This is a genomic window from Burkholderia lata (assembly GCF_000012945.1).
Classification (GTDB): Bacteria; Pseudomonadota; Gammaproteobacteria; order Burkholderiales; family Burkholderiaceae; genus Burkholderia; species Burkholderia lata.
The window spans coordinates 1,769,976-1,796,603 of sequence record NC_007510.1 but is presented as its reverse complement, the minus strand read 5'-3'; the positions used below and the strand labels follow the sequence as shown (position 1 = coordinate 1,796,603).

General features: G+C 68.5%; 17 protein-coding genes. 3 read left to right on the top strand and 14 right to left on the bottom strand.

The genetic code is table 11. The features are described 5' to 3' along the window. Window positions 1-9: 9 nt before the first annotated feature. Window positions 10-9,669, bottom strand: a complete 9,660-nt coding sequence (locus BCEP18194_RS14050; RefSeq protein WP_011351940.1) for a non-ribosomal peptide synthetase — start codon at window positions 9,667-9,669, stop codon at window positions 10-12. A gap of 272 nt (window positions 9,670-9,941) precedes the next feature. On the opposite strand from BCEP18194_RS14050, the gene BCEP18194_RS14045 reads away from it, so the two are divergent. Then, on the top strand, window positions 9,942-11,687 hold the full coding sequence (locus BCEP18194_RS14045; protein ID WP_011351939.1) for a cyclic peptide export ABC transporter: 1,746 nt from the start codon (window positions 9,942-9,944) through the stop codon (window positions 11,685-11,687). 299 nt (window positions 11,688-11,986) lie between these two features. Here BCEP18194_RS14045 and BCEP18194_RS14040 read toward each other — a convergent pair whose 3' ends face one another. The 7 genes from BCEP18194_RS14040 to BCEP18194_RS14010 form a co-directional block, all read right to left on the bottom strand. Next, window positions 11,987-13,024 (bottom strand): ABC transporter substrate-binding protein, encoded by a 1,038-nt coding sequence (locus BCEP18194_RS14040; protein ID WP_011351938.1) that lies wholly within the window; start codon window positions 13,022-13,024, stop codon window positions 11,987-11,989. After that, entirely contained in the window at window positions 13,021-13,824 is an 804-nt protein-coding gene (gene fhuF, locus BCEP18194_RS14035) for a siderophore-iron reductase FhuF (protein WP_011351937.1), read from the bottom strand. The genes BCEP18194_RS14040 and fhuF overlap by 4 nt, the downstream gene beginning before the upstream one ends. Beyond that, window positions 13,821-15,911: a Fe(3+)-hydroxamate ABC transporter permease FhuB gene (gene fhuB / locus BCEP18194_RS14030; RefSeq protein ID WP_011351936.1), complete on the bottom strand. Its 2,091-nt coding sequence runs from the start codon at window positions 15,909-15,911 to the stop codon at window positions 13,821-13,823. The genes fhuF and fhuB overlap by 4 nt, the downstream gene beginning before the upstream one ends. Next, on the bottom strand, window positions 15,908-16,756 hold the full coding sequence (locus tag BCEP18194_RS14025; RefSeq protein ID WP_011351935.1) for an ABC transporter ATP-binding protein: 849 nt from the start codon (window positions 16,754-16,756) through the stop codon (window positions 15,908-15,910). The genes fhuB and BCEP18194_RS14025 overlap by 4 nt, the downstream gene beginning before the upstream one ends. Beyond that, window positions 16,756-17,763, bottom strand: a complete 1,008-nt coding sequence (locus BCEP18194_RS14020; RefSeq protein ID WP_011351934.1) for a TauD/TfdA family dioxygenase — start codon at window positions 17,761-17,763, stop codon at window positions 16,756-16,758. The genes BCEP18194_RS14025 and BCEP18194_RS14020 overlap by 1 nt, the downstream gene beginning before the upstream one ends. Window positions 17,764-17,807: 44 nt before the next feature. After that, window positions 17,808-18,050 (bottom strand): MbtH family protein, encoded by a 243-nt coding sequence (locus tag BCEP18194_RS14015; RefSeq protein ID WP_011351933.1) that lies wholly within the window; start codon window positions 18,048-18,050, stop codon window positions 17,808-17,810. Between the two features lie 86 nt (window positions 18,051-18,136). Beyond that, window positions 18,137-18,793 (bottom strand): RNA polymerase factor sigma-70, encoded by a 657-nt coding sequence (locus BCEP18194_RS14010; RefSeq protein WP_011351932.1) that lies wholly within the window; start codon window positions 18,791-18,793, stop codon window positions 18,137-18,139. A gap of 326 nt (window positions 18,794-19,119) precedes the next feature. Between BCEP18194_RS14010 and BCEP18194_RS14005 the strand changes: the two genes are divergently transcribed. Both BCEP18194_RS14005 and BCEP18194_RS41660 read left to right on the top strand, forming a co-directional pair. Next, a complete protein-coding gene (locus BCEP18194_RS14005; protein WP_041492825.1) occupies window positions 19,120-19,359 on the top strand; it encodes a hypothetical protein in 240 nt (79 codons plus the stop codon). A gap of 46 nt (window positions 19,360-19,405) precedes the next feature. Next, complete coding sequence (locus BCEP18194_RS41660) at window positions 19,406-19,543, top strand: HHHH-motif protein (protein WP_011351930.1); 138 nt, start codon at window positions 19,406-19,408, stop codon at window positions 19,541-19,543. 65 nt (window positions 19,544-19,608) lie between these two features. On the opposite strand, the gene BCEP18194_RS14000 is transcribed toward BCEP18194_RS41660, so the two are convergent. The 6 genes from BCEP18194_RS14000 to BCEP18194_RS41165 all read right to left on the bottom strand — a co-directional run bounded on the left by BCEP18194_RS14000 (window position 19,609) and on the right by BCEP18194_RS41165 (window position 26,332). Continuing rightward, entirely contained in the window at window positions 19,609-20,850 is a 1,242-nt protein-coding gene (locus tag BCEP18194_RS14000) for a calcium-binding protein (RefSeq protein WP_244272963.1), read from the bottom strand. Between the two features lie 184 nt (window positions 20,851-21,034). After that, window positions 21,035-22,060, bottom strand: coding sequence for a fimbrial protein (locus BCEP18194_RS13995; RefSeq protein ID WP_011351928.1), 1,026 nt, complete (start codon window positions 22,058-22,060; stop codon window positions 21,035-21,037). Continuing rightward, entirely contained in the window at window positions 22,057-22,803 is a 747-nt protein-coding gene (locus BCEP18194_RS13990) for a fimbrial biogenesis chaperone (RefSeq protein WP_041493064.1), read from the bottom strand. The genes BCEP18194_RS13995 and BCEP18194_RS13990 overlap by 4 nt, the downstream gene beginning before the upstream one ends. Window positions 22,804-22,819: 16 nt before the next feature. Continuing rightward, window positions 22,820-25,273 (bottom strand): fimbria/pilus outer membrane usher protein, encoded by a 2,454-nt coding sequence (locus BCEP18194_RS13985; RefSeq protein WP_041492824.1) that lies wholly within the window; start codon window positions 25,271-25,273, stop codon window positions 22,820-22,822. 122 nt (window positions 25,274-25,395) lie between these two features. Next, the gene (locus tag BCEP18194_RS13980; RefSeq protein ID WP_011351925.1) at window positions 25,396-25,908 is read right to left on the bottom strand and encodes a fimbrial protein; all 513 of its coding nucleotides are present in this window, start codon (window positions 25,906-25,908) and stop codon (window positions 25,396-25,398) included. A gap of 205 nt (window positions 25,909-26,113) precedes the next feature. Continuing rightward, a complete protein-coding gene (locus tag BCEP18194_RS41165; protein ID WP_157687169.1) occupies window positions 26,114-26,332 on the bottom strand; it encodes a hypothetical protein in 219 nt (72 codons plus the stop codon). Window positions 26,333-26,628: the final 296 nt, after the last annotated feature.

Sequence of the window (26,628 nt, the reverse complement as noted above, 5' to 3'; positions counted from 1 at the left end):
CCGTCGTCCTTATTGGGTTTCCAGTTCGCCGAGCAGCGCATCGATCGCGCTCGCCGCGTCGGTTTCGCCGCGCGCCGCACAGGCCGCGTCGATCGCCTCCGCGCAGCGCGCCAGCGTGCGCGTATCGAACAGCGTGCGCAGCGGCAACGCGAGCCCCCAGTGCAGGTTCGCCTGCGCGTGAGCCTGCGTCGCGAGCAGCGAATGGCCGCCGAGCAGGAAGAAATCGCCGTCGCGGCCGATCGCGTCCACGTGCAGCACGCGTTGCCAGATCTCGGCAAGCGCACGCTCCGTGTCGGTCGCGAGTTCGACTTCGGCTGCCGCTTCGCGCACCGGCGCGGGCAGCGCATGGCGGTCGCACTTGCCGTTCGGCGTGACCGGCAACGCGTCGAGTTCGATCAGTTGCGACGGCACCATGTAGGCCGGCAGTTGTGCGCGCAGCGCGTCGAGCAGTGCCGTACGGTCGAGCGGGCCCGCGTCGCCGCGTGCGACATAGCCGATCAGTTGCTCGTCGCGCACGATCACGACCGCATCGTTCACGCCAGGGGCCGCGCGCAGCAGCGCCTCGATCTCGCCCGGCTCGATGCGCTGGCCGCGCAGCTTGACCTGCGTATCGACGCGGCCGAGGTAGTCGAGCGCACCGTCGGCGCGCCGGCGCGCGAGGTCGCCGGTGCGGTACATGCGCGCGCCCGGCACGAACGGATCGGGCACGAAGCGCTCGGCGGTCAGCGCCGGACGGCCGAGATAGCCGCGCGCGAGGCCCGCGCCCGCGAGATACAGTTCGCCGGTCGCGCCGGCCGGCACCGGCTGCCAGGAGGCATCGAGCACGTGCAGTTGCAGGTTCGCGATCGGATGGCCGATCGGCACCGCGACCGCATTTGCGTCGTCGGGGCCGCAGGTCCAGTGCGACACGTCGATCGCGGCTTCGGTCGGCCCGTACAGGTTCACGAGCGTCGCGTTCGGCAGCAGCCGCGCCATTTTCGCGACGAGTTCGGGCGCGAGTGCCTCGCCGCTCGCGACGATCAGGCGCACGCTGTCGCACTGTGCGGCGGCCGAGAAATCGTCGAGATACGCGGCGAACGCGGCGAGCATCGACGGCACGAAGTGCAGCACCGTCACGCCGTGCGCATGGATCGCGGCCGCGAGACGCGCCGGGTCGCGGTGGTCGCCGGGCGCGGCGATCGCGAGCTTCGCGCCGATCGCCAGCGGCCACACGAATTCCCACACCGACACGTCGAAGCCGAACGGCGTCTTGTGCAGCACGACGTCGTCGCGCGTGAGCCGGTATGCGTGCTGCATCCACGCGATCCGGTTCGCGAGCGCGCCATGCGTGTTGCCGGCGCCCTTCGGCTTGCCGGTCGAACCGGACGTGTAGATCAGGTACGCGAGTTGGGCGTCGTCGATCGTAGTGGTCGCGCCGGCGGCATCGCCTTCGGTTTCATCGGCGAGCAGATCGGCAACCGTCAGCAACTGCGTGGTTGCATCGTCGCCGAGCGCGGCCTCGACCTGTTCGCGCAGATGAGCCTGCGTGATCGCGACGGCCGGCCGCGCGTCGCGCAACATGTAGGCAATGCGCTCGGCCGGATAGTCGGGATCGACCGGCAGGTAGGCCGCACCGGCCTTCAGCACGCCAACCAGCGCCATCACCATGTCGAACGAACGCTCGACGCACAGCGCAACCGGTGTGTCGGGCTGCACGCCGCGTCGGCACAGTGCGGCCGCGATGCATGACGTGCTGACATCGAGTTCGCGATAGGTTGCGCGATGCACACCGCCGTGAATGTCGGCGTATTCGAGCGCGATTGCGTCGGGCGTCGCCCGTGCCGCGTCGGCGAACTGCAGATGCAGCGGCTGACGTTGTTCGTCCGGCCAGGTGTGCGCGGTGTCCTGCGCACGTACCAGCGCGTCGCGCGTGGCTTCGTCGGCGATCGACAGCGTGCCGAGCAGCGCATCCGGCGTGCGGGCCAGTGCATCGAGCGCATACGCGAACGCGCGGTGCCAGGTTTCAACCTGCCGTGCATCGACGCGCGCCGTGTCGTAGCCGTAGTCGATCGTCAGCTCGGCGCCGCTCTCGATCACGAGCGTCAGCGCGAAATCGGTCGCTTCGATGTTGCGCACGCCGCTCAATGCGAGTGCACGCGGATCGGCGTCGCGCGCCGTGTCGTCGACCGGGTAGTTCTCGAACACGACCAGCGTGTCGAACAGTGCACCGCCCGCGCCGCGCGCCCAGCGCTGGATGTCGGCGAGCGGCGTGTGCGCGTGCTCGGCGGCAGCCGCGTTCTCGCGTTGCAGCGTTTGCAGCCAGTCGGCCGCACGTTGCTGCGGCGCGGGCGCGGTAATGACCGGCAGCGTGTTGATGAAAAGGCCGAGCACCGAGTCGACGTCCGCGAGTGCGTCGGGACGGCCCGCGACGGTCGCGCCGAACGCGACGGCCGGCTGGTGCGTCATCCGCTGCAGTGCGAGCGCCCAGGCGCCCTGCACCAGCGTGTTGACGGTCAGCTTCAAGGCGCGTGCGGTCTGCGCGACACGCGTCATCGTGTCGGCATCGAGCGTGGCGCGCCACGTGACCATTTCGGCATCCGCTCGATCGGCCGTGCGTTCCGCGATCAGCGTCGGTGCGTCGAGTCGCGCGAGGCGTTCGGTCCAGAAGCGTTCGTCGGCGTCGCGGTCGCGCGTGCCGAGCCATGCGATGAAGTCGCGATAACGCAGCGCCGGGCGGCTCGCGAACGGCGACACGGCGTCCGGGTCGCGATAGTCGCGCAGCACGTCGGCGAGCAGGCGCGCGGTGCTCCAGCCGTCGAGCAGCACGTGGTGACGCGTCCACACGACACGCCATGCGTCGTCGGTCACGCGAATCAACGTGAGCCGCATCAGCGGCGGCTCGCGCCAGTCGAAGCCGCGTGCGCGATCGGCCGCGAGCCAGGCGTCGAAATCGGCCTCGAGCGTGTCGCCGCGCGTGCGCCAGTCGAGCTGTTCGACCGGCATGCGTGCGTGACGATGCACGCACTGCAGCGGCGCGGCTTCGTCCGGCATCACGCTCGTGCGCAGGATGTCGTGGCGCGCGATCGACGCTTCGAATGCGGCGGCGAGCCGGTCGGCGTCAAGCGCGGTCGCCGTCGCGACGAGCTGGTTCACGTAGCTGGCGTGACCGGGCGCGAACAGCGCATGGAACAGGATGCCCTGCTGCATCGGCGACAGCGGATACACGTCGTCGATCGTGCGCCAGTCGAGCGGCGTGCGCTCGATCGCGGCCTGCGTGAGACCGGCGGCCTGCGCGAGCGGGAAATCGCCTGGCGTCGCACCACCGCCGCGATGCGCCACGTGCGACGCGCACGCGTCGACGAGTTCGCGCAGCGCCACCGCGAAGCGTTCGGCGAATGCGTCGATCGTCGCGCGCTCGAATTGCGGTGCGCCGTAGACCCAGTGCACTTTCAGCGTACGTGCGCCGTCACGATCCGTGTCGAGGTACGCGTGGATCGCGAGCGCATTGCCGAGCGGCCCCCGTGGATCGCGCTCGACGCCGGTACCGCCGAAGCGCGGCACGAGCGTGGCATCGCGCGGCGCGTCGAACTGACCGAGATAGTTGAACGTGACGCGCGGACGCGGCACGGCGGCCAGCGCCGCACGTGTCGCCGCATCGCCGTAATGCGTGAGCACGCCGAAGCCGAGCCCCTTGTGCGGCACCGCGCGCAGCACGTCCTTGACCGCGCACAGCGTGTCGCGCGGCGTGGCCGCGACCGGCAGTGTCACCGGGTAATGGCTCGTCAGCCAGCCGATCGTGCGGCTCGCATCCGCGTCGTCGAACAGCGCCTCGCGGCCATGCCCTTCCAGTTCGACGCGGCACGATGCGGCACCGCTCGCGCCGGCCAGCGCCAGTGCGAGCGCCGCGCCCAGCAGTTCGATCGTCTGCGTGCGATAGGCCGCATGCGCATCGGTCAACGCCGCGCGCGTCAATGCCGCGTCGATCGTCTGCACCACCACCACTGCATCGGCGTTCGTCGCCGTTGCGTCCGGATGATCGAGCACGACATCGTCACCCTGCACCATGCCGGCCCAGTAAGCGGCTTCGTCCGCGAACGGCGATGCCGGTTCCGTCGCCGCACGGGCGAGCCGTGCGGCCCACGCATCCGCGCGCAGGCCCGGCGGCGACAGCCTGACCGGCGTGCGTTCGCATGCGGCGCGGTACGCCGTGTCGAGGTCGTCGAGCAGGATGCGCCACGACACGCCATCGACGATCGCATGGTGAATCGCGAGATAGAGCTGCGTCGAGCCATCCGGCAAGCGTGCCGCGCAGGCGCAGGCAAGCGGCCCGCGGCCGAGGTCGAGGCGGCGCTGCAACGCGTCGAAGCGCGCAAGCGCGTCGGCTTCGTCGCGGGCGGAGACTTCCACGAACGGCAGCGCGTCGTACGGCTTCGCCGCATCGCTGGCCTGCCACGTACCTTCTGCGCCACGCGCGAAACGCTGGCGGAACGCGTCGTGATGCGTCAGCAACGATTCGAAGGCACGGGCGAACGCATCGGCGTCGAACGGGCCGCGCACGTCGAACGCGACCGACTGGTTCCAGTGGCCCGGATGCGGGATATCGAGCGCGAAGAAGCGCTGCTGCGCGGGCGTCAGGACTTTTGCTGTAACCGGCGCGCTGGCTGCGACCGCAGGTTGAACGGCGGCAGCCGCGGCCACGTCCTCCGTCTTCGCGATGCGGGCAAGTTCCGCGACCGTCGGGCCGTCGAACAGTTGCTTCGGCGTGAAGCGCACGCCGCGCTTGCGCGCCCGGGCGATCACCTGCAGCACGAGAATCGAATCGCCGCCGAGCTCGAAGAAGTTGTCGTTGCGACCGACCTTCGGCGCCTTCAGCACGGCCTGCCAGACTTCAGCGAGCACCGTTTCGACCGCGCCCTGCGGGCCATCGCCGGATGCAGTCGCGACCGGCGCAGCGGCCAGTTCGCGCAACGCGGCGCGATCGATCTTGCCGTTTGCGGTGACCGGCAGGCGCGCGAGCGCGACGAACTGCGCGGGCACCATGTAGTCCGGCAGTTTCGCGGCAAGCGCGGCGCGCACCGCAGCCTCGTCGAAATTCGCACCGTCGCGCATCACGACAAACGTCGCGAGCCGCAGGCGGCCATCGTGTTCGATCGCGAGCGTTTCAGCCTGTGCAATCGGGCCGGCCGCACGCACTGCCGCACTCACCTCGCCCGGTTCGACACGGTAGCCGCGAATCTTCACCTGGTCGTCGATACGGCCAAGGAACGCGAGTCGGCCATCCACGCGCAACCGCACGCGGTCACCCGTGCGATACAGCCGCGCGCCGGGCGTGAACGGATCGGGCACGAAGCGCTCGGCGGTTTGCGCCGGGCGGCCCAGGTAGCCGCGCGCGACACCCGGCCCGCCCAGATACAGTTCGCCCGTCGCGCCGGCCGGCACGCACGCGCCGAACGCGTCGAGCACCAGTGCGCGCGCATTCGGCAGCGGCTGGCCGAGCGGCACGCCGCTCGCGGGATCGCGCGCATCGGCGGCGATCGACGCCGTGTCGCAGGCAATCGCGCCGACCGTCGCTTCGGTCGGCCCGTAGTGGTTGATCACGCGGCAGGCCGGCGCAAGCGCGGCCAGGCGCGCGACGAGCGCCCACGTCAGCGTTTCGCCGCCGGTCACGAGCGCGTGGCGCGGCAGCACATCTGCCGGCACACGTGCGTCGAGCAGCGCCTGCAGGTGGCTCGGCACGATCTTCAGCACACCGACGTCGCGGCGGCGCATTTCGTCCGCGAACAGGTCGGGATCGAACGCGCATGCGGCCGGCAGCAGGTGCAGCGTACGGCCTGCGCACAGCGCGCCGAACAGCGTCGTGTGGCCGAGGTCGGCCGCAACGGTCGACACCATCGCGAACGACGCGTCCGGTGCGAACGCGAGTTCGTCGAGCATCCCCTGCACGTAGTCGGCCAGCGCGCCGTGCGACACGACGACGCCCTTCGGCGTGCCGGTCGAGCCGGACGTATAGATCAGGTACGCGCCCTGTTCCGGATGCGGTGCGATACGCACGCCGGCTGCGTGCGCGAGGGTTGCGTCCTGCGCGAGCGTGTCGACGTCGAGCGGCTGTGCATCGATGCCGGTCGGCCAGGCGGCCGGCTCCGCGACGAGCGCCCAGCGCGCGCCACAGTCGGCTGCTGCCGCGGCCAGCCGTGCAGCCGGCTGGGCGGGATCGAGCAGCACGGCGAGCGCGCCGGCCTTCAGCGCGCCGAGCAGACCGACGACGAAGCGCGCCGAGCGTTCGATGCAGACGATGACGGACGCTTCCGCGGCCACGCCGCGCTGGGTCAGCGCACGGGCGATGCGGTTCGATGCGTCGTCGAGTTCGGCGAACGTCAGCGACGCCGACGCATCGGCGAGCGCGACGCGATGCGGATACGCGGCCGCCTGCCGCGCAAACGCGGCGACGATGTCGGCGTGTTCGACGCGCAGCGCACGGCCGTCGCGCGGCTGGCGCGAAGCGGCCGACGCGTCGCACGGCAGACCTGCCGTCGTCTGGTGCGGATCGCGCGCGGCCGCGCCAACGAGCGCCGCGTAGCTGTCGAGCCATGCGCGCGCGGTGTCGGTGTCGATGCAGTCGGTCGCATAGGCCGCGACCAGTTCGATGCCGTTCGCATCGTCGGTGAAATCCACGGCGAAATCGAAGCGTGCGGCAAGGTCAGGCCCCGGCGTCGCAACGGCCGTTGCGCCCGGCAGCACGCTGTCGTGCCGCGCGTCGAACTGCTGCGCGAACTTCACGCGCAGCCATTCGTCGCCGCGCTTGACCGGCGGCTTCACCGCGTCGACGACGCGCTCGAACGGCACGTCCTGGTGCGCGACCGCGTCGAGCGCCGCCGTGCGCGCCGCATCGACGAGCGCGCGGAACGGCAGCGTCGGCGCCACTTGCACACGCAGCGCGACCGTATTCAGGAACAGGCCCAGCAGCGCACGCGTTTCCGGGCGCTGGCGATGCGCGACCGGCACCGCAACGACGACATCCGTTGCGCCGGTCAGGCGCGACAGCCACGCGTCGAGCGCGGCCAGCAGCACCGTGAAAGGGGTTGCCTGCGCGTCGCGTGCGAGTTGCCGTACGTCGGCCGCGACCGCGTCGGGCAGCCGCACCGACACGCGCGCGCCTTGCAGCGTGCGTGTGGCGCCCGGCTGACGATCGATCGGCAGCGCGAGCGGGCCCGGCACGTCGCGCAACGCGCCGCGCCAGTAGTCGAGCTGACGTTCCCCCTCGCCGCCGGCCAGCATGTCGCGTTGCCAGTCCGCATAGTCGGCGTACTGGATCGGCAATTCGTGCAGCGACGGTTCGCGGCCTTCCGCATACGCGCGATAGGCGGCCGACAGTTCATCGAACGCGCAGCGCGAGCTCCAGCCGTCGGTGATCGCGTGATGGGCGGTCAGCAGCAGGCGGTGTCGGTCGTCGGCGAGCGCGACCAGCGTCGCGCGCAGCAGCGGGCCGCGTGCGAGGTCGAACGGTTCGGCCGCATCGCGCTCGGCGAGACGCGCGGCTTGCGCGTCGCGGGCGGCGGGCGACTGGTCGCGCAGGTCGATGTCGACGATCGACACCGGCAGATGCGCATGAATTCGCTGCATCACGACGCCGTCGTCATTGTCGACGAGCGTCGTGCGCCACGCTTCGTGGCGACCGATCACGTGATCGAGCGCGCGCTGCAACGCCGCGCGATCGAGCGTGCCGTCGATCGTCCAGTGCGCGGCGATGTGATACGCGGCGCTTGCATCGCGCGTTTGCGCGAGCACCCAGAAACGTTGCTGCGCGAGCGATGCGGCACGATCGACGTGCGGCGCGGCCGATCCACCCGCTTCGGCCGGCACGCGGCGCGCGGAAATCATGGCCAGCGGCTCGCCGGTTTCACGTTCCGCACGATCGACCGCTTCGGCCAGCTCGAAGAGCGCCGGATCGGCGAACAGCATATCGAGCCGCAGGTTCACCCGGACTGCCGCACGAATCGCGGCCTGCAACTGCATCGCGGCGAGCGAATCGGCGCCGAGCACGAAGAAACGGTCGTCACGCGACGGCGTGGCGTCGAGGCCGAGCAGCGCCTGCCAGAGGCCGGCGAGCTGCTGTTCGGTCGGCGTGCGCGGGGCGTCGCCGCTGCCTTGCGCGGTGTCGCGCGTGGCGGCGATCTTCTCGCGCAGCGCGGCACGGTCGATCTTGCCGTTCAGCGTGTACGGCAGCGCATCGCACCGCACGAACCGGTGCGGCTGCCAGGCAGCCGGCAGTTGCGCGGCCACGTGTGCTTTCAGCGCCGCATCGTCGGCTGCGGCGCGCAGCGCGACACACGCGATCAGCCGCGTCGGCCCGTTGCCGGTTTCGGCAACCACGGCCGCATCGGCCACGGCCGGATGCGAACGCAGGCACGCGGCGATCTCAGCCGGCTCCACACGCACGCCGCGCACCTGGACCTGATCGTCGAGGCGGCCGAGGTAGTCGAATGCGCCGTCGTCGCGCAGCCGTGCGAGGTCGCCCGTGCGGTACACGCGCGCACCGGGTTCGCCGTCGGCATCGGGAATGAAGCGTTCGGCCGTGAGCGCCGGACGGCCGTGATAGCCGCGCGCGACGCAAACGCCACCCAGCAGCAGTTCACCCACGCCATCGACCTCGCCGCCGTCGATACGCGCGACGCGCGGCCCGATCACGCGGCCGATCGGCAACGATGCATACGCATCGTCGGCGGCCAGCACGGGCGTCTCGCCCGGCTCGACCGGCCACAGCATCGGCGAAATGACGGCTTCGGTCGGCCCATAGCCGTTGATCAGGCGTACCGACGGGAACGTGCCGCGCACGAATTCGAACGCCTGCTGCGGCAGCGCTTCACCGCCGAACGCGAGCACGCGCAGTGCCGGCGGCACGCCGTCGCGCGCGGCCACCGCCGCGAATTCGCGCAGGTACGCGGGCGGGAACGCGGCCACGTTGACCGATTCACTCACCAGCAGCGCATGCGCGGCATCCGGCGCGAACGGTTGCGGCGGCGCCACGACGATGCTGGCACCAGTCGCGAGCGGCGCGAGCCAGCATTCATGCGCGGCGTCGAAATTGACCGACGCGAAATGCAGCAGGCGGTCGCCGGCCTCGATCGGTAGCGCGGCCGCGAGCGCGTCGCAGTGCGCGGCGAGCGGCCCGTGTTCGACGACGACGGCCTTCGGCGTGCCGGTCGAACCCGACGTATAGATCATGTAGGCGGCCGACCGCGGATGAACGAGCACTTCTTCGTCATCCGCAACGATCTCCTGCCCGTCCGCCGCGTCGACGGTCGCATCAAACGCGTGTTCGAACGGCTCGCCGAGCGCCGCACGGCCGGCCGCATCGACGATCCCGTGCCGCAACTGCGCATCCTGGACGATCCAGTCGAGGCGCGCGGCCGGGTGACGCGGATCGAGCGGCACGAACACGCCGCCCGCCTTCAGCACGGCCAGCAGCGCGACGAACAGTTCGCCCGAGCGCTCGACGCACACGCCCACCCGCACCTCCGCGCCGACGCCGGCCGCGCGCAGTTGCCGGGCCAGCCGCGACGCCCGCGCGTCGAGCGCGCCGCGCGACAGGCGCAGGTCATTCTGGAAAGGGACCGCGATCGCGGGTGCGTCGGGCGCGAGGCGCGCCAGTTCGCGGATTCGGTGATGCAGCGCAGTCGGGAAACTCGTCATGTGCGTGAAGTCCTTCGGTCCGGCCGCTTCGGCCAAGTCTCGGGGCCGCTTGGGGCGGCTTCACTGGTGTGACGAACGGCGCGGCCGATTTTTTACCGTTTTGTGCTCAAAGCCCGTGCGAACGCTTTTTTTGAACGCGCCGCTAAATATTTGCGCGGCCCGTTCGTCTATCAGGAAGGAAAGCCGGAACGGGGCCCCGCCTCGCCCGCCGCTTTCACGTCAGTTTTGCCGTTTCCGCGTTTTCGCTTGCCTTCCCTTTACCGACGTTGCCGATGACAGCCGCCCACGAGCCTTCTTCCCCGCCGTCCCTCGACGCTTCCCCCGGCCGCCCCGCGGCGCGCCTGATCCTTGCGCTGTTGCGCGAAAGCCGCGCGTCACTCGTGCTGGCGCTCACCGCGTGCGTATTGAACGGCGTCGCGAGCGTGCTGCTCGTCGCGACGCTGAACCGTGCACTCTCGCAGCCCGGCGCGGCCGATGCGTCGCTCGCGTGGCGCTTCGCGCTGTGCGCGGTGATCGCACTCGTCACGCGGATCGTGTCGGGCACGCTGTTCGCGCGCCTGTCGCAGGACACGATGGCGCGACTGCGCGTGCATCTCGCGCGGCGCGTCGGCTCGGCCGAACTGCGCGACATCGAGCGGATCGGCGCGGCGCCCGTACAGTCGGTACTGACCGACGACGCCACCAACGTATCGATGCTGTTCTTCGCGCTGCCGAACCTGGTCATGCACGGCTCGATCGTGTTCGGCTGCCTCGGCTACCTCGCGTGGCTGTCGTGGCCGGTGTGCCTGCTGGCACTGGCCGCGATCATCGCCGGCTCGCTCGGCTATCACACCGGCGACCGCCGCGCGATCGCATCGCTCGAAGCGGCCGGCCAGGCGCAGGACCGCCTGTTCGGCTATCTCGGCTCGCTGTTTTCCGGCGCGAAGGAACTGAAGTTGCATGACGAGCGCGCGCGCCAGTTCGTCGACGGCCAGCTCGGCGCCGCGATCGGCGAAGTGCGCGACCACCGCCGCCGCGCGTTCAGCGCGTACGCGGTCGGGGTCGGCTGGATCATCTTCCTGTTCTACGTGTTCCTCGGCATCGCGTCGTTCTGGCCGCAGCTCGGCGTGCATGCCGATCCGGCCGCGGCCGCCGGCTACGTCGTCGTGTTCCTGTTCATGCTCGTGCCGCTCGACGGGCTGCTGAACAACCTGCCGACCGTCAACGCGGCCCGCGTGTCGCTCACGCGGATCGAAGGCGTGATGGCCGAATTCGGCGCGCTGCGCACGGTACCGCCGGCGTCCGACGCGCCCGACGTGCCGCCGGCCGGCGCCGTCACGCTGCGCGGCGTCACGCATGCGTACTTCCATGAACGCGACGAACGGATGTTCAGCATCGGGCCGATCAACCTGACGATCCAGCCGGGCGAGCTCCTGTTCATCGTCGGCGGCAACGGCAGCGGCAAGACGACGCTCGCGAAGGTGCTGACGGGGCTCTACGAGCCGGAAGAAGGCACGATCGAGGTCGATGGCCGCACGATCGGCTGGCGCGAGCGCGCCGCATACCGGCAGCGTTTCAGCGCGGTGTTCAACGATTTCCACCTGTTCGATGCGCTGCTCGGCATCGTCGATCCCGACGATCCGTCCCGCGCGCAGGCCGATGCGCGCGCGAACGCGCTGATCGCGAAGCTCGCGCTCGATCACAAGGTGAAGGTAGTGGACGGCGCGTTCTCGACCCGCGCACTGTCGACCGGGCAGCGCAAGCGGCTCGCGCTCGTCGTCGCGTACCTGGAGGACCGGCCGTTCTACCTGTTCGACGAATGGGCGGCCGACCAGGACCCGTCGTTCAAGGCCGTGTTCTACGAGCAGTTGCTGCCCGAGCTGCGTGCGCGCGGCAAGGCCGTTATCGTGATCACGCACGACGACCGCTACTTCGATCTCGCCGACCGCTTGCTGAAGCTCGACAACGGGAAAATCGTCAGCGACACGACGCCGGCCAGGACGCGCGCGCAGGATGGTGTCGACGCGCTGAGCGCGTAAGCGACAGTCGATGAAAGAAATCGCCGACGCGCTGCAATGGCAGTGCGTCGGCGTTGTTCGTTTCAGGAGGAAATGTTTCGGGCGCGTAGCGCGATCGCGGAACGGCTCGGGTGATTTACCGCGAGTCCCTCGCGCATGCAGCGGTCGCCGTCGGCGAGCACGCCGCTCGCGCGCAGCACATCGAGCGCGGCCGGGCCGGACCGAGCCGGATCGCCGCGTGGCGCACCGGCCGACCGCGACGCCCTACCCGTCGAAGTTGAAGTCGAAGCGGCGTCACCCGCCGACCGACCGCCGCGCACTCAGCGCACGGCCGGCAGCTTCAGCATCGTATCGGTCATCACGTCGGCCAGTTTCAGCGCCGACATCGGCCCGCCGAACCCCCAGATATTGCGTTCGATGAGCGCGATCCGGTGGTCCTTCATCGCGGGCACGTAGCGCCACACCGGCGAATCGAGTTTCGCGGACAGCGGTACGTCCATGCCCGATGCGGTCACGAACAGCACGGCCAGTTCACGCTGCTTGAGCAGGTCGGCCGACGTCACGTAGAGCGTGCCTTCCCGCGTCGGCTTCTTCGGCCACGGATCGAGCCCGAGCGCCCGCGCGAGACCCGCCGACGTGCTGTTGCCCGTATAGGCCCAGTAGCGGTCGGGCAAGCCGAGATCCTGCAGCAGCGCGACGCGCTCGCCTTTTCTGCCCGCAGCCGCGAGCCGCGCCGCATTGCGCGCGATGCCCGCATCGAGCTGCGCATCGACCGCCTGCGCACGCGCGTCGCGCCCCGTCACCGCACCGATCGTCCGGAAGATCTGCCGCATCCAGTCGAGCTGCGTGACCGGCACGCCGCCATCAGACACGTTCGGGCTGAACTGGAACAGGATCGTCGGCGCGATCCGGTCGAGCGCATCGAAAATCGGCGCATGCCGGAAGCCGACGCCGATGATCAGGTCGGGCTTGACCGCTGCGATCGCTTCGAGGCCAGGCTCCTGGCGCGAACCGATATCGGTCACGTTCGCGAGCCGCTCGCTTTGATAGCCGAGCCAGCCCGGATAGAACGCGGTATCGGCCATCCCGACCGGCACGATGTCGAGCGCGATCACGCTTTCCGCGAACATGAAGTCGAGTGCGACCACGCGCTGCGGCCGCACCGGCATCGTCGCGCTCGCCTGCGACACGACGGGATTACCGGCCAGCGACACCGCACCCGGCGCACGCACGCCCTGCGCGCGATGGGCATCGAGCGTCGCGGCAACGGCGCGGGACGACAGGGAAAGCGCACCGCAGCACGCGGCACCGAGCGCCGCGAGTGCGCCGAGCGCATGCCGGCGGCCGGCATCCGTCACCGGATCGCGTCCTGCCCGGCCAGCGCCGCGTCGTCCATCGTCAGTAGCAGGGGGCAGCTTCCACACAGTTGCGTTTCTCCAGGAATTTCATAGCGCAGGCAGCACACGCGGCGCGCACGAAACGGCGTCGGCAGCAGCGCCGAGCGCGGCACGGCATCGCGCACGGGCACGCGCAGCGGATTCGGCTCGCCGTGCACGCAGCTCGAACCGAACAGCCAGTCCGCATCGCGGACGGGATCGGCGGCGCATGGCAGCGAACGATACGTATCGAGCAGATAGTCGAGCAGGTTGCCCGCGTTGCTCCACAGCACGCGCGGCGTGACGCGGCCCATCGCCGCGAGCAGGTCGATCACCGCGCCGAGATGCGCGATGAGTCCCGCATAGCGTGGTGCCGGGTCGTCACACGGTGCGCCGAGCGCATCGTGCGGGAAATACAGCGCGGCGGGCATCCCGTCGTCGAGCGCGACGAACGTGCGCTCGGGCGACATGTCGAGCGGCCGGCCCAGTGTCAGCGCGGCGACGACACCGGCCGGCGCCGCGCGGCCGAAATAGTATTTGCTCCATTGCGACATCAGCGCGCGCGCATGCTGCGCCGGATCGCCGCCGTAATGGCCGACCATCGCGTCGAGGATCGCGCTGCGGTGATCGGGCAGCGTGCTGACGGGTACGACGATCCGGCCCGGCGCATCGTGCGCGTCGTCCGGCATGCCGAGCCACACGACGTCGAGGTGGTCGGCGAACGGTTCGGGCCCGAACGTCGAGAAGCGCGTGGCGCGCGCGCCATCGAGCGCGGGCGTCATCGCCCCGCGCGCCGGGCGCGGCGCCCCTCGAGGATCAACAGCCCGAGCAGGTACGGTGCACCGATCAGCGCGGTCAGCACGCCGGCCGGCACTTCGCGCGGCGCGACGACCGTACGCGCCGCGAGATCCGCCACGCCGAGGATCAGCGCGCCGCACGCGGCCGCGAGCCACAGCCGTGTACGATGCCGGCGCGCGCCGAGCATCGTCGCGACGTGCGGCGCCATCAACCCGATGAAGCCGACCGGCCCGACCGCCGCGACGGCCGCGCACGCGGCGAGCGTCGCGATCGTCAGCGCGAGCGGCCGCAGCGCGGCCACCGGCAAGCCGAGCGCAGCCGCCTGGTCGTCGCCGAGCGCGAGCATGTCGAGCGGTTTCGCGAGCCACGTGAACACGGGCACCGCGAGCACGCACCACGGCAGCAGCATCGACACTTCGCCCCAGCTCCGGCCATACGTACCGCCGACGAGCCACACGACGAAGCGTGCGGGCTGCACGCTTTCCTGCGTGATCAACCATTGCGCGAGCGTGGTCCACAGCGCGCCGATCACGATGCCCGTCAACGCCACCGCGAGCGGCGCGTAGCGATGCCGGTGATTCAGCGCGAGCGTGATCGCGAGCGACAGGCCACCGCCGATCAGCGCGGCGGCCGCGAGCGTCACGTGGCCCATCAGCGGCCACGTCGACAGCGCGAACAGCGTGACGAGCCCCGCACCCTGCGTGACGCCGAGCACTTCGGGGCCCGCGAGCGGATTGCGCACGACGCTTTGCATCGCGACGCCGCTGACCGCCAGCAACGCGCCGGCAAGCAGCGCACATAGCAGGCGCGGCATCCGCAGGTCGATCAGCATCCGCGCGAGCGCATCGTGACCGGACAGCGCATCGGACCAGCGCGCGATCGACAGCCACTCGGGGCCGGCCGACACGCCGACGAACACGATCAGCACGCCTGCCACGACGAACAGCGCGGTGCGCAGCGGCCAGCCGAGCCGTTCGAGCCAGCCGACGAGCCGCGTCGAGCCGCTGCCCGCCGCACGTTCGGCATCCGCGTGCAGCACGCCCGACCACGCGGCACCGCGCCGGATCATCGCCAGCATCAACGGCGTGCCGACCAGCGCGATCGCGACGCCGGTCGACAGCGTGGCGTCGAGACCCGACGCGAGCACCGCACTGTCGGTGACGAGCACGAGCGCACCGCCCGCGAGCGCCGACAGCGGCACCAGCACGCCGAGCCGCGCCGCACGCGCGCCGCGCACCTGGCGCAGCAGGTTCGGTGCGACGAGGCCGACATACGACAGCGGGCCCGCGATACTGACCGCCACGCTCGTGAACGCGACCGCAACGATTGTCGCGGCGAGCCGAGTCGCATCGACGCGCACGCCGGCCGCAGCCGCCGCATCGTCGCCGAGCGTAAGCGGATTCAGCGGCCGGATCACGAACGGCAACGCGATCAGCGGCACGACGAGCCAGCGCGCGGCAAGCGCGAGGCCCGTCGCGCCCGGCTGGTAGAGACTGCCGTTGGTCCACAGCGCGGCGCCCGCGATGTTCTGCTCGAAGAAGGCGAGCACGAGCGTCGACAGCGCCGCGAACAGCAGCATGCACACGCTGCCCGCGAGCACGAGGCGCAACGGCGTCGCCCGCCAGCCGCCGGCCGCGACGATCGCACAGGCAGCCGCGGCCAGCCCGCAGACGAACAACAGCGGCACCGACGCGACGCCGGCCAGCGCCGGCACGAGCATCGCCGCGAGCAGGCCGAGCTGGGCGCCGCCGGTCACGCCGAGCAGGTCGGGCGACGCGAGCGGATTGCGCGTGAGCGACTGGAACAGCGCGCCCGCGATGCCGAGGCAGCCGCCCGCGACGAGCGCGGCCGCGACGCGCGGCAGGTTGAGGTCGAACAGGAACACGTGCGCGAGCGCAGCGGCATCGCTGCCGGGCACGGCGTCCCACCACACGCGCAGATCGGGGGCGACGCGCAGCACCGCGAGTAGCGCGATCAACGTGACGAGGCCGAGCGCGATCGCGCCGGCCCGGCCCGACGCCGTGCCCTTCCCCGCCGCCGCGAGGCGCTTGCGCATCGCGAGCGTCGTCATACGGCGAGATCCCGGTCGAAGACGCCGGCCGCCTGCGGCGCGCCGTCGGTCGTCGGCCCGTAGGCCGGCACGCACATCGGTGCGCCCGTCTGCGGGTGCGAAAGCTTCAACATCTCGACGCCGAACGCCGCGCGCAGCCGCGCCGGATCGAGCATCGCGTCTGGCGTACCCTGCGCGACGAGGCGGCCCGCACGCATCAGCACGATCTCGTCGCTGTACGCGGCCGCCTGGTTCAGGTCGTGCAGCACCCACACGATCGTCAGGCCGCGCGTGCGGTTCAGCGTACGCAGCGCATCGAGGATGTCGAGCTGGTGATGGATGTCGAGATAGGTCGTCGGTTCGTCGAGCAGCACGATCGGCGCCTGCTGCGCGAGCGCCATCGCGATCCACGCGCGCTGACGCTCGCCGCCCGACAGCGCACCGACGTCACGGTTCGCGTCGTCGGCGAGGCCGCTCGTCTCAAGCGCCTCGTCGATCGCCAGGTGATCGGCGCGCGACAGCCCGCGCAGGAAGCCGCCGTACGCATAGCGCCCGTACGCGACGAGCTCGCGCACGGTGAGCCCCGACGGAATCTGGTTGAACTGCGCGAGCATCGTCAGCTCGCGCGCGAGCGCGCGACGGCGAAACGACGCGAGCGGCTGGCCGTTGACTTCGACATGGCCGGCACGCGCGGGCTGCAGGCCCGCGAGCGTGCGCAGCAGCGTGCTCTTGCCGCAACCGTTCGGTCCGCACAGCGCGGTTACGCGGCCGGCCGCGATCGACAGGTCCAGCCCGTCGATCACGACATGGTCGCGATACCCTACCGACAGCCCGCGCGCGGCAAGCGCGGCGGTACTACGCGTCATCAATCCTCCGTTCGGTCGCGCGGGACCGTATAACTCTGCGCCATCGCGACGACGACCTTGCGCGGCCCCTCGAACGGGTCGCGCGCATGCGCGGTCAGCATGTTGTCGAGCATCAGCACGTCGCCCGTGCGCCACGGGAACACGATGCGCTGCTGGTCGAGCACGCCGCGGATCTCCGCGAGCGCGTCGGCTTCGAGCGGTTCGCCGTCGCCGTAATACACGTTGCGCGGCACGTTCTCGAGCCCGACCGCGTCGACGAGCGCTTCCTGCATGTCGTCGTCGAGCGCCGACAGGTGAAACAGGTTCGCCTGGTTGAACCACACGCGGTCGCCGGTGCGCGGATGGCGCGCGACGGCCTGGCAACGTTCGCGGGTGCGCAGCAGCAGCTCGCCGTCGTCGTCGGTGCGCCACGCGCATTCGATGCCGCGCACCGCGCACATCCGTTCGACTTCGGCCGGCTCGTCGGTACCGAACGACTGCTGCCACGGCAGATCGAGCCCCTGCCCGAAATTGCGCACGTACAGCAGTTCGCGCTTCTCGAAGCGCGCAATCAGCGCCGGATCGAGCGCGCGGTAGACGGCGCGGCTGTCCGCGATCGGCGTCGCACCGCCCTTCGGCGCCGCGAGCGCGCAGTGGAACCAGATCCGCAGCGGCCATTCGCGCGTGTACGACTGCTCGTTGTGCAGCGGTATCGCGCGGTGCGGCGGGTATTCGGTCGACGTGTAGACCGCGCCTTCGACCTGGCTGCGCGGCGTCGATGCGTATTCATAGCCGATCAGCGGATCGCCGAACGACGCCGCGAACTGCTGGAACGTGTCGATCGACGGCACGTGAAAACCTGTGAACAGCACGCCGCCCGCCCGTTCGAGCGTGTCGGCCGCGATCTCGCGCGCCAGCGGCGCGACATCGTCGATCGACATTCCGTCGCTGCCGCGCGGCGACACGACGGTGGGCAGCCCCGGCTCGATACGCAGGTCGTCGAGCGTCGGCAACGAAAGCAGGGTCATGCAACGTCCTCTTCAGGTGGTGCGCCGGGTCGCGGCGCAGCAGGTCACGACGCGCGCGATGCGCGCTCGCCGTCCATCGCGCGGCGCAGGCTTGCGGGGCGCATGTCGGTCCAGACGGTCTCGATGTGCGCGAGACAGTCGGCTTTCGGGCCGCTCACGCCGATCTCGCGCCAGCCGGCCGGCACGGGCCGGAACGTCGGCCAGATCGAATACTGTTCTTCGTCGTTGATGACGACCGTATAGACGAGGTCGTCGGTGTCGGCGGAAGGCGTCGTGGCTTGCGTCATGATCGGAAATCGCTGAGGCGGTTGAAGGTGGCGAAGCGGCGGGTTCGGCCGCTCCTGTCTGATAGACGATTGGCCGGCGCGGTTTTTTACCGGCGCCGTGCGCGGCCGCCCAGGAACACCGGGCACGCGACACCGCGATGGCATGCGTCGAGGCATTCCGCGCAGTGGCGCTCCGCGTCGCGCACCATGAAATGCACGAGCGTCTGCGATACGTTCAGCGCGCGCGCCGCGGTCTGCAGCGTCTCCTCGCGCAGCCGCACCATCTCGAAGGCCGCGCGGCTACGCGCCGGCAGGTCGTCGAGCGCCGCCCACACGCGCCGCAGCGTATCGCGTGTCAGCAGCGCGGCTTCCGGCGTCGGCTCGGGCGACGGCACGTCGAAGCCGTCGTCCTCTTCCGTGTGATAGACGTTCTCGAGGCTTTGGCGGCGGCATGCATCGATCGACGCATTGCGCACCATCCGCGTCACGTACGCGACCGGCTGGCGCACCGCGTCCTGGTTCGGGAATTCGACGAGCTTCACGAATACGTCGTGCACGACGTCCTCGGCGCGGCTCGCGCAGCCGACGAAGCCGCGCGCGACATTGACGAGCATCGCGCGGTGCGAGATCAGCACGTCGAGCAACGCGCCCTGCACACGAGGTTCCGCGGTCCGGCGCGCACGCGGCGGCCGGTCGGAAAAACTGCCGAGGAACGGGTTCGCCGCTGCCGCCGCCGGTCGGTCGAGCACTTCCGCCATTGCCATCGATCTGCTCCGTCAAATTCCGAGATAGCGCAATTTAACGTAAACGCAAATCATTCTCAATCCGATTACGAGATATCCCTTTCAGTTGTCAGGATTTGTCTGAACAATCGGCGAAATCGTTGCTTTGACAGATAGGACACCAGCCGTTGGTCACGGCACGCGGCCACTGGCGCGTCCGTGCGGCGCACACGGTTGGCGCCTGCACCGACACGCCCTTTCACGGTTCTGACGAAACGCTTGCGCCTGTCATGTGCGGTAGCAACTTATTACTACGTGAAATTTTGAGGGCTCGTACGATCGACGTGCCGTTTCCAAGGGAGAACAACATGAAATCCATCGTGTTATCCGCTGTCATGATTGGTGCGCTGTCGAGCGTGATGCTTACCGGATGCGTCGCCTATCCTGGCCCGGCCGAAGTCACGATCGGCTGGCATGGCGATCGTTACTGGGACGGAAATCGCTACTGGGAGCGCCGCGACTGGGAAGCTCAGCATCCCGCCGGGCATGACGACCGCCGCGACGATCGCCGGGACGACCATCGCGACGATCAGCGGCCGCAGTGGTAATGCGCCGCCGCTCCCGTGATCCGCTATTCAACGACAGGACCTCAACATGAAGACGCTACTCAAGACCCTGACCGTCGCGGCGCTCGCCGCGGCCGTGCTCGTGCCGGCCATCGCCGAAGCCCATCCGCACCGCGTGTGTCACTTCGATCATCACCATCACAAGATGTGCCGCTGGGTGCGGTAAACGAAACAAGGCGCCGGGGAACCGGCGCCTTGTTTCATCGCTTCATCTGCATGCGGCCACGATCGCTAGCGTGCGGCCGGCAGCAGCGACCGGCATTGCGCCAGTCGCGCCGGGGTGACCGGCATGCGGCAGACGTCTCGCCGCATCGCTGCGCTCGGCTTCGCCGCCAGCATGCGTAACATCGCCTTCGGCTGCGATGCCCGTACCGGCAATGCGTCCGCACCCGGGCTCGCCGGCCGTAATGCGCGCAGCGTGGCTGCATCGATGTGCACTTGCCAGAATTGCGGCCTCCCGTCTGGGTCGTCTTCGCGATAGCCCTGCCCCGTGATGGTCTGCCCGTCGGGGCTGACGCCGATCACACCCGTCAGATTCAGCGTACCGACCGACAGGCCGGCCGCTTCGAGCAACGCAACGAGGCTGCGCATGCCGCTTTGCGGCGTCCAGACGAAGACCCGCGCAGCGTCCTGCCCGTTGCTCGATTCGCCGATCACGACCTGCCCGTCCGTGCTGATCGACGACGCATAGCTGCTGTGGTCGCCGTCGAGAAAACCGAGCCGCTGGAGGGTGTCACCTCCGTTCGTCCACAGCACCGCCTCCGAGTCGACCCGTTGCCCATCAGGCGTAACCACCAGGGTACCGAGCGAGCCGGCGATCGTCCGTTCGTCTTCGGTCACGCCATTGGCCATATCCATTCTGGCCAGGCCCGCGCTGATCGTCGGCAACAGTCGTTCGCCGAATCGCTCTGTCCACAGGAGCGCACGCGAGCCATACACGCCGTCGACATTGCCGGCGAACCCGGTTGCCGCATTCCCGGACGAGGTCATCGAACGGAGCTGCACAGCATAGTCGCCGCCCGGCGGCAGTTCGCGGAAACCCCTCGGCTGGTCCCACATGAACCGTGCGTTCCGGCCGCCTTTCGCCGTGAAGCTGCCCGTCATCCTCGTGCCGGCGAGGTTCGCAACTTCGACCGATGCGCCCCAGCCGGCCGTATCCGGAACGAGTTTCTGCGTGCGACCGTCGCCGGGCCATCGCACCGCCCATCGATCGAGGTTGCTGCTGTCCGCCTGACGCGCGCTGATCGAACCGCCGATCACCTGGCCATCGGCTGACACCGTCTGCGCCTGCGAGTCGTAGGCGTTTGCCGGCGCGGCCAGCCTCTGCCAGCCCGTCGCAGCCGACCACGAAAAGGCCATCGAGTTGCCGGGCTGCGCTTCACTCCAGTAGGAGCCGATGATCGTCTTGCCGTCCGCACTGACGGCATAGCCGTTGTACCGCATATTGCGCGGCCCGCCCAGGTCGCCGATCACGGTCAACGAATAGCCGCCGGCCGATACCGTCTGTGCGTGACCTTCACTCATGGCCGACACGGCCAGCACGGCCGCAACGATACTGCGTCTCAGATGCATCCCCTTCTCCTCCGTCGGTTCGTCAATGAAATTCCGGTGCAGGCGACGTCTCTTTGCGATGCACGTCGCTCATACCGCGCAACGCTCAATACAGGAAAATCCGGATCGTGGCGGACGCATCGAACGGCCCGATCTTCGGTGGTCCGAACGACTTGAGCACTGCATCGAGCAACACGGTCTGATTCGCGACGTTGGCCGCAAACTGCGTGAGCGTGAACTGCTTGTTGAACTCGATCGCCTTCCCCTGGCTATCCTCGAGGCCGATCCCGAAGTTGCTGTTCGTCGCCGGTACCAGCAAACCGTTCTGCACGGTGCCCTTGGTCGCCTCGAAATAACCGTCGACGCGAATCGGGATGCTGCATTTCTTCGTCAGCGACAACGAGAACCGTCGGCGCGGCACGGCCGGCAGGAAGCCATTGCCGGACGCCTGCACCTGGCCGAAATTGACGATGCCGGGCTCGGGCGTCACCAGCACGTCGACCAGGCACGGTGTCGGCTTCAGGCGCGACAACCCGCTCAGCCGGTACTGAAAACTCGATCGGGCCGCGTTGAGGCCGCCTCTGCCGTCGAACTGGAAGACCGCATAGATGTCGTTCGGCGGCTGCATCCATTGGCCCTTCTTGCGTATCACCACCTGATACGTGATGCTGAGCGGCACCTTCTCGCAGCGCCCCCATTGAAAGTCACTGCGCGAGCACGGACCCACGGTGGTGGTGGTTTCCACGCGCGCGCTCGGCCCGCTACCCAGGCCGAAATAGTCCTGGCCACCATAGCGAATGCCGATCTCCAGCCCCCATGCGGCGGGATCCTGCGATCTGGGATTCGCGTAGAAGTAAACCTTCTCGGAAAAGTCCAGTGCGCTCCCGCCGTAGTCCTTGTAGCAGTACCCCGTCGTCGTGCGCGGCGGCGATACCCAGATCACGTACCCGTCCTGCGCGTCCGTCGGATACGATGCGACACCGCCGATCGGCTCGGTAAGCGAATCCGCGCCACCGTCGCTCAGGCAGCGCAGCGCCCATGCCGGCTGCACCGCCGCGATCAGCATCGCGAGCACGACCCAGCGCAGCCACGACGCGAGCGGCGACACGCGTTGTCTTGCGCCCCCGCTCATTTCTTCACGCTCTTGCAGGCACCGGCCTCGCACGCATACTCGACCGCCACCTGGCCGCCGTAGTCGTCCACATGCGTGACGAACAGCGTCGACGGCATCGAGGCCTTGAACGGCACGTCGGCCGTGCTCATCGGGCTGACCATCACCGGGTCCAGCGGCACGGGCGTCTTCTGTGCGCCCGACGCCACGTCGACGATCGTGATGTGGTACGGCGTCGGGTTGTCGAACACCAGCTTGTGCGCGGCCGCGTCCACGCGCAATGTCATCGGCAGCGTCCAGTCCTCGTCGCGCACCGGCTGCACGCCCTTCGGCCTATAGAACAGCTTCATCTGCGTATGCAGCGCGATCTGCAGCGAGTTCGGCGTATCGCTTTTCGGCGGCACTTCGCGGATGTTCAGGTAGAACACCGTTTCGCGATCGGCCGGCAGGTCGGCACCCGGCAGCTTCGCGATCCGCAGCACGTTGCGCTCGTTCGCCTCGACGCGCTGCAGCGGCGGCACGACCATCAGCGGCGACGTGATCTTGTTGTGTTTCGCGTCCTCGAGCCACGACTGCACGAGGTACGGATAGGTCGTGCTCTTGTTGGTGATCGTGACGATCGCGGCCCGTTCGCCTTCGTTGAAGATCACGCGCGTGCGGTCCGGCACGATCGCCGCGTGCGCGGCGCCCGCGAGCAGCGCGCCGGCGGTTGCGAACACGCCCCATGCGCGCCGCGAAAAGGAAAGGGAGAAGAAATGGTTCATCGCAGGATCCGTGGAATCATCGTTCGACCCGCGCGGCCGCTGCATGCGACTCGCCGGGTGTCTGGCACGTCACCGGGATCGGCGTGCCTTCGAGTTGGAGCTGGTTCGGCAGTGTGTCGACCGTGCAAAGCGTGCGTTCGCCCGCCCGCACCGCGAGCGTGGATTTCGGCTGAACCTGGGTCAGGAACGCCGCGCCACCCTCGCCGACGATGCCGAGTTCCTTGCCGTTCGCCGCGTCCTGCACCGACGCACCGAACGGCAGCGGCTTGCCGGCCGCGTCGGTCAGCGTCAGGTACAGGTTGCTGCCGCGCGCGGCGGTGAACTTCACGAAGCCGATCGCGCCGTCGGTCAGCACCATGCGCTGGATCGGGTTCGTCACCTGCACTTCGAGCGGCAGCTTCTCGACGTTGACGGTCGCGTCGTACACGTTGTACGGCGAGATCCCGTCGAGCACCCCATAGCCGCGCGAATCGGTATGGGTGAGCGAGCCGGACAGCGGCACGTCGGGCACACCGTCGGTCGACACCAGCAAGCGCGTATCGCCCGCGTTGCCGTTCGCGTGCGCGGAGATGCCGTACTGCGTCGCGACGAACGAGCCGTCGACCTCGAGCGACGCGGCCGCATACGAATTGGCAAGCGTCGACGCCTGCGCGTTGAGCTGGTACGTCGACGAGCGCTGCCGGAAGCTCGCGTTCGCCGATGCACGGCCGTCGGTCGCGCCCGTGTTGATCTGGTAGGTGCGGCCGTCCGAATCGTCGTAGATGTAGCCGGCATTCACGCTCGTGCTGCCGCTACCCGTCGTCACGTTCGACGTGAGGGTGTGTTTGACGCCGATCGGCAGCGTCGCGTTGATGGAGAACTGGTTGCCGCTCCCGCCCGCGCTCTGCGTGCGAAATGCCGACAGGTTCACGCTCAGGTTGCGCAGCGCACCGATCGAGAACGAGCGCGTCAGCGTGATGCCGACGCGCTGCTCGGACTCGCGCGCCCAGTAAGTCGTCTGGTCGTACGAGAAATAGGTCGACGTGTCGCCGAAGCGCTTCGACATCGATGCCGAATAGCGCTGCTTGCTGTTGGCAAGACCATACGACGTCGGGTCGCCCGTGAACTGCGCGAAGTTCGTGTAGTCGCGCTCCGAAAAACGGTAGCCGAAGAAGCGCACGTCGGCGTCGAGACCGTCGAAGTGCTTCGAGTAGTTGACGCGGTACGAGTTGCCGTTGCGTGTCGCGCCGTTCCACCACAGGCGCGCCCGCGCATGCGTGACGTCGGCCGACAGCGCGCCGAACGTACCGAAATCGCGGCCGACGCCCAGCGCGATCGACGTATAGCCCGATGCGGCGATGAAACCGCCGTACACGGTGAAGTCCAGCGGCAGGCCGTATGCCACTTCGCCGAAACCGAAGAACGGCGTGATGCCGGCGCCGCCGAACTGGCGCGGCTTGCCGAGCGCCATCTTGTAGCGCAATTGTCCGGCACGCGCGAGAAACGGCACGGCGGCCGTCGTCACCTGGAAGCGCTGCACGCTGCCGTCCTCTTCCTCGACCGCGACGTCGAGCGTGCCCTGCACGCTCGTGTTGATGTTCTGCAGCGCGAAGGCGCCCGGCGACACGCGCGTCACGTACAGCACGCGGCCCGCCTGCGACACGGTCACGGTCGCGTTGGTGCGCGCGACGCCCGAGATCAGCGGCGCGTAGCCGCGCAGCGAAGGCGGCAGCATGCGGTCGTCGCTGCGGATCGATGCGCCCGTCAGCGCGAACGTGTCGAAAATGTCCGAGCTCAGGTAGTCCTCGCCGAACGTCGCCGTCGACTGGATCGACGGCAGCGCGCGAAATGCATAAAGCCGGCTGAAGCGGAAGGTGCGGTCCGCGTATGCCTTGTTGCCCGAGTTCGATTGCGCCTGGTAGTCGCCGCGAAAGCGCCACGCATCCCAGTTCGCGCCGATCGTCCCGTAGGCCTGGATCGAATTGTTCTGCCCGCCGTCCGCACCGAAACTGCGGTTCGTGTTCGCGATCACGCGATAGTCGAGCATCGCACCGGGAATCCCTTCGGACCAGTTCTCCGGCGGCAGGTAGGTCGAATCGGTGAACTCGAGCGCGGCCTGCGGAATCGTGATCTTGAGCCGCCCGTCGCTTTTCAGGTAACGCACGGTTGCGCCTTCGATCGCCGTCAGGTCGACGCAGCTTCCGCCCTGGAAGCGCGGCAGGTCCTTCGCGAGCGACGGCTTCAGGCCGAACCGCGCGACGAGTTCCGGACGCAAGCATGGCTTGCCCGCACCAGACGTGTCGACGGCCACGAACTCGATCGCCTGCAGCCCGAGGAACAGGTCGTTGACCTGCACGTCGAGCATGTACTCGCCCGGCAGCGTGAAGTCGGCCTGCGAGAACTGCGACAGGTCGACGTTGCTCGTTCCGTCGATGTCGAGAAACGACGAATTGAATTCCGTCGCATGGCTCTGGCTGCCGACAACCAGCACGGAGACGCAAAGGAAGGAATGTCTGATTCGCACGCGGCGCTACCGGAAGTCCGAGGAGAAGAAAACAGGAAGGAAAGCAGAGGGAGGAAGGGATGCACGCACCCCTCCTCCGATACAGGCGCTTACTCGTAGCGAACCGTGAAGTTCGCGACGCTGTCGGCCGTACCCGGCGTCACGCCGGCAGCCGTCGCTTCGTAGCGCGCGCCGAACGTCACGATGTTGTTGCCATTCGACAGCAGCGTCGGCGCAGCTTGCTCGACGCCGTTGTCGAGGTCTTCACCCGACGCGCTCTGCAGACGGATGCCGACGTTGGTTGCGGAACCGATCGTCGCGAGCAGCTTCGGCTGCGTTGCGTTCGACGTGCCCGTGAACGTGAACTTCGCCTGCTTCGCAACGCTGGTATCGCAATCCGTCAGCGTGATCTGGAACGGAACCGGCTGGGACTTGTCGCCAGCCTTCGTGAACGCGTTGGTCGGCACCTTGCCGAGTTGCACGGTCTGGTTGACCGAACCCGAATCGATGCCGCATGCGCCCGCGACGATCTCGCCCTTGAAGGTGATCGTGCCGGTGCCCGCTGCGAAGGCCGAGGTCGACAGGGCCGCGAGTGCGACAGCGGTCAGGAGGGATTTTTTCATGACGTTTCCCGTAAGGAGTGCAAATGGAATAGATGACGTGGCGGACACAAACGGCAGCGTGTGGTTGGCTCCCGTCCGTCACGAGGCGGCATTATCGAGATAATCGTGAAAGTTTTCTGTAAATCATTGTCAAATGCTTCTGACAATGTTCGATTTAGCCCTCTAAACCCGCACTATTTCCCGCCAATTTTCAATCCCGCGATTTTTATCCGCAGTCCTTTTCTATTTGGTGGAAGCAATTGAAGATTAAAGACATTTTCGATAGACAGCCTCGGCCGCCCTGCTCTGCCTTGCTGGTATTGGCTCCGGCAAAATCATCCGCGAAAAGGACAAAACATTGTCCAACGCCGCCATCGTTGCCGGACGACAACGCCAATATCAAATCATTTTCAACAAACAGGAAATTAAAGATCGATTCAATCAATGCAATTTTTTCTCGCAAACGATTGCAGCATGAATACAAACGTTTTGCTGCGACACTTTGCCACCCTCATTATTTCCAATATATGGTTAATTCGATTGTCAATTCCAGATCCTAAATCGCCCGCATGAGTGGCCGCCGGAACCCGACTTCCGGACCGCATCGCATGAGAGAAAGAAGGAAAAATGACCCGCACACGTTTGCGCGGAATCGCGACATGGGCGGTCGCAAGACGAGGGGTGTTCCGGATCGCGCACGTGCGCGCTGCTGCAGGATGAAAAACGTCCTGGCCGGCCTGT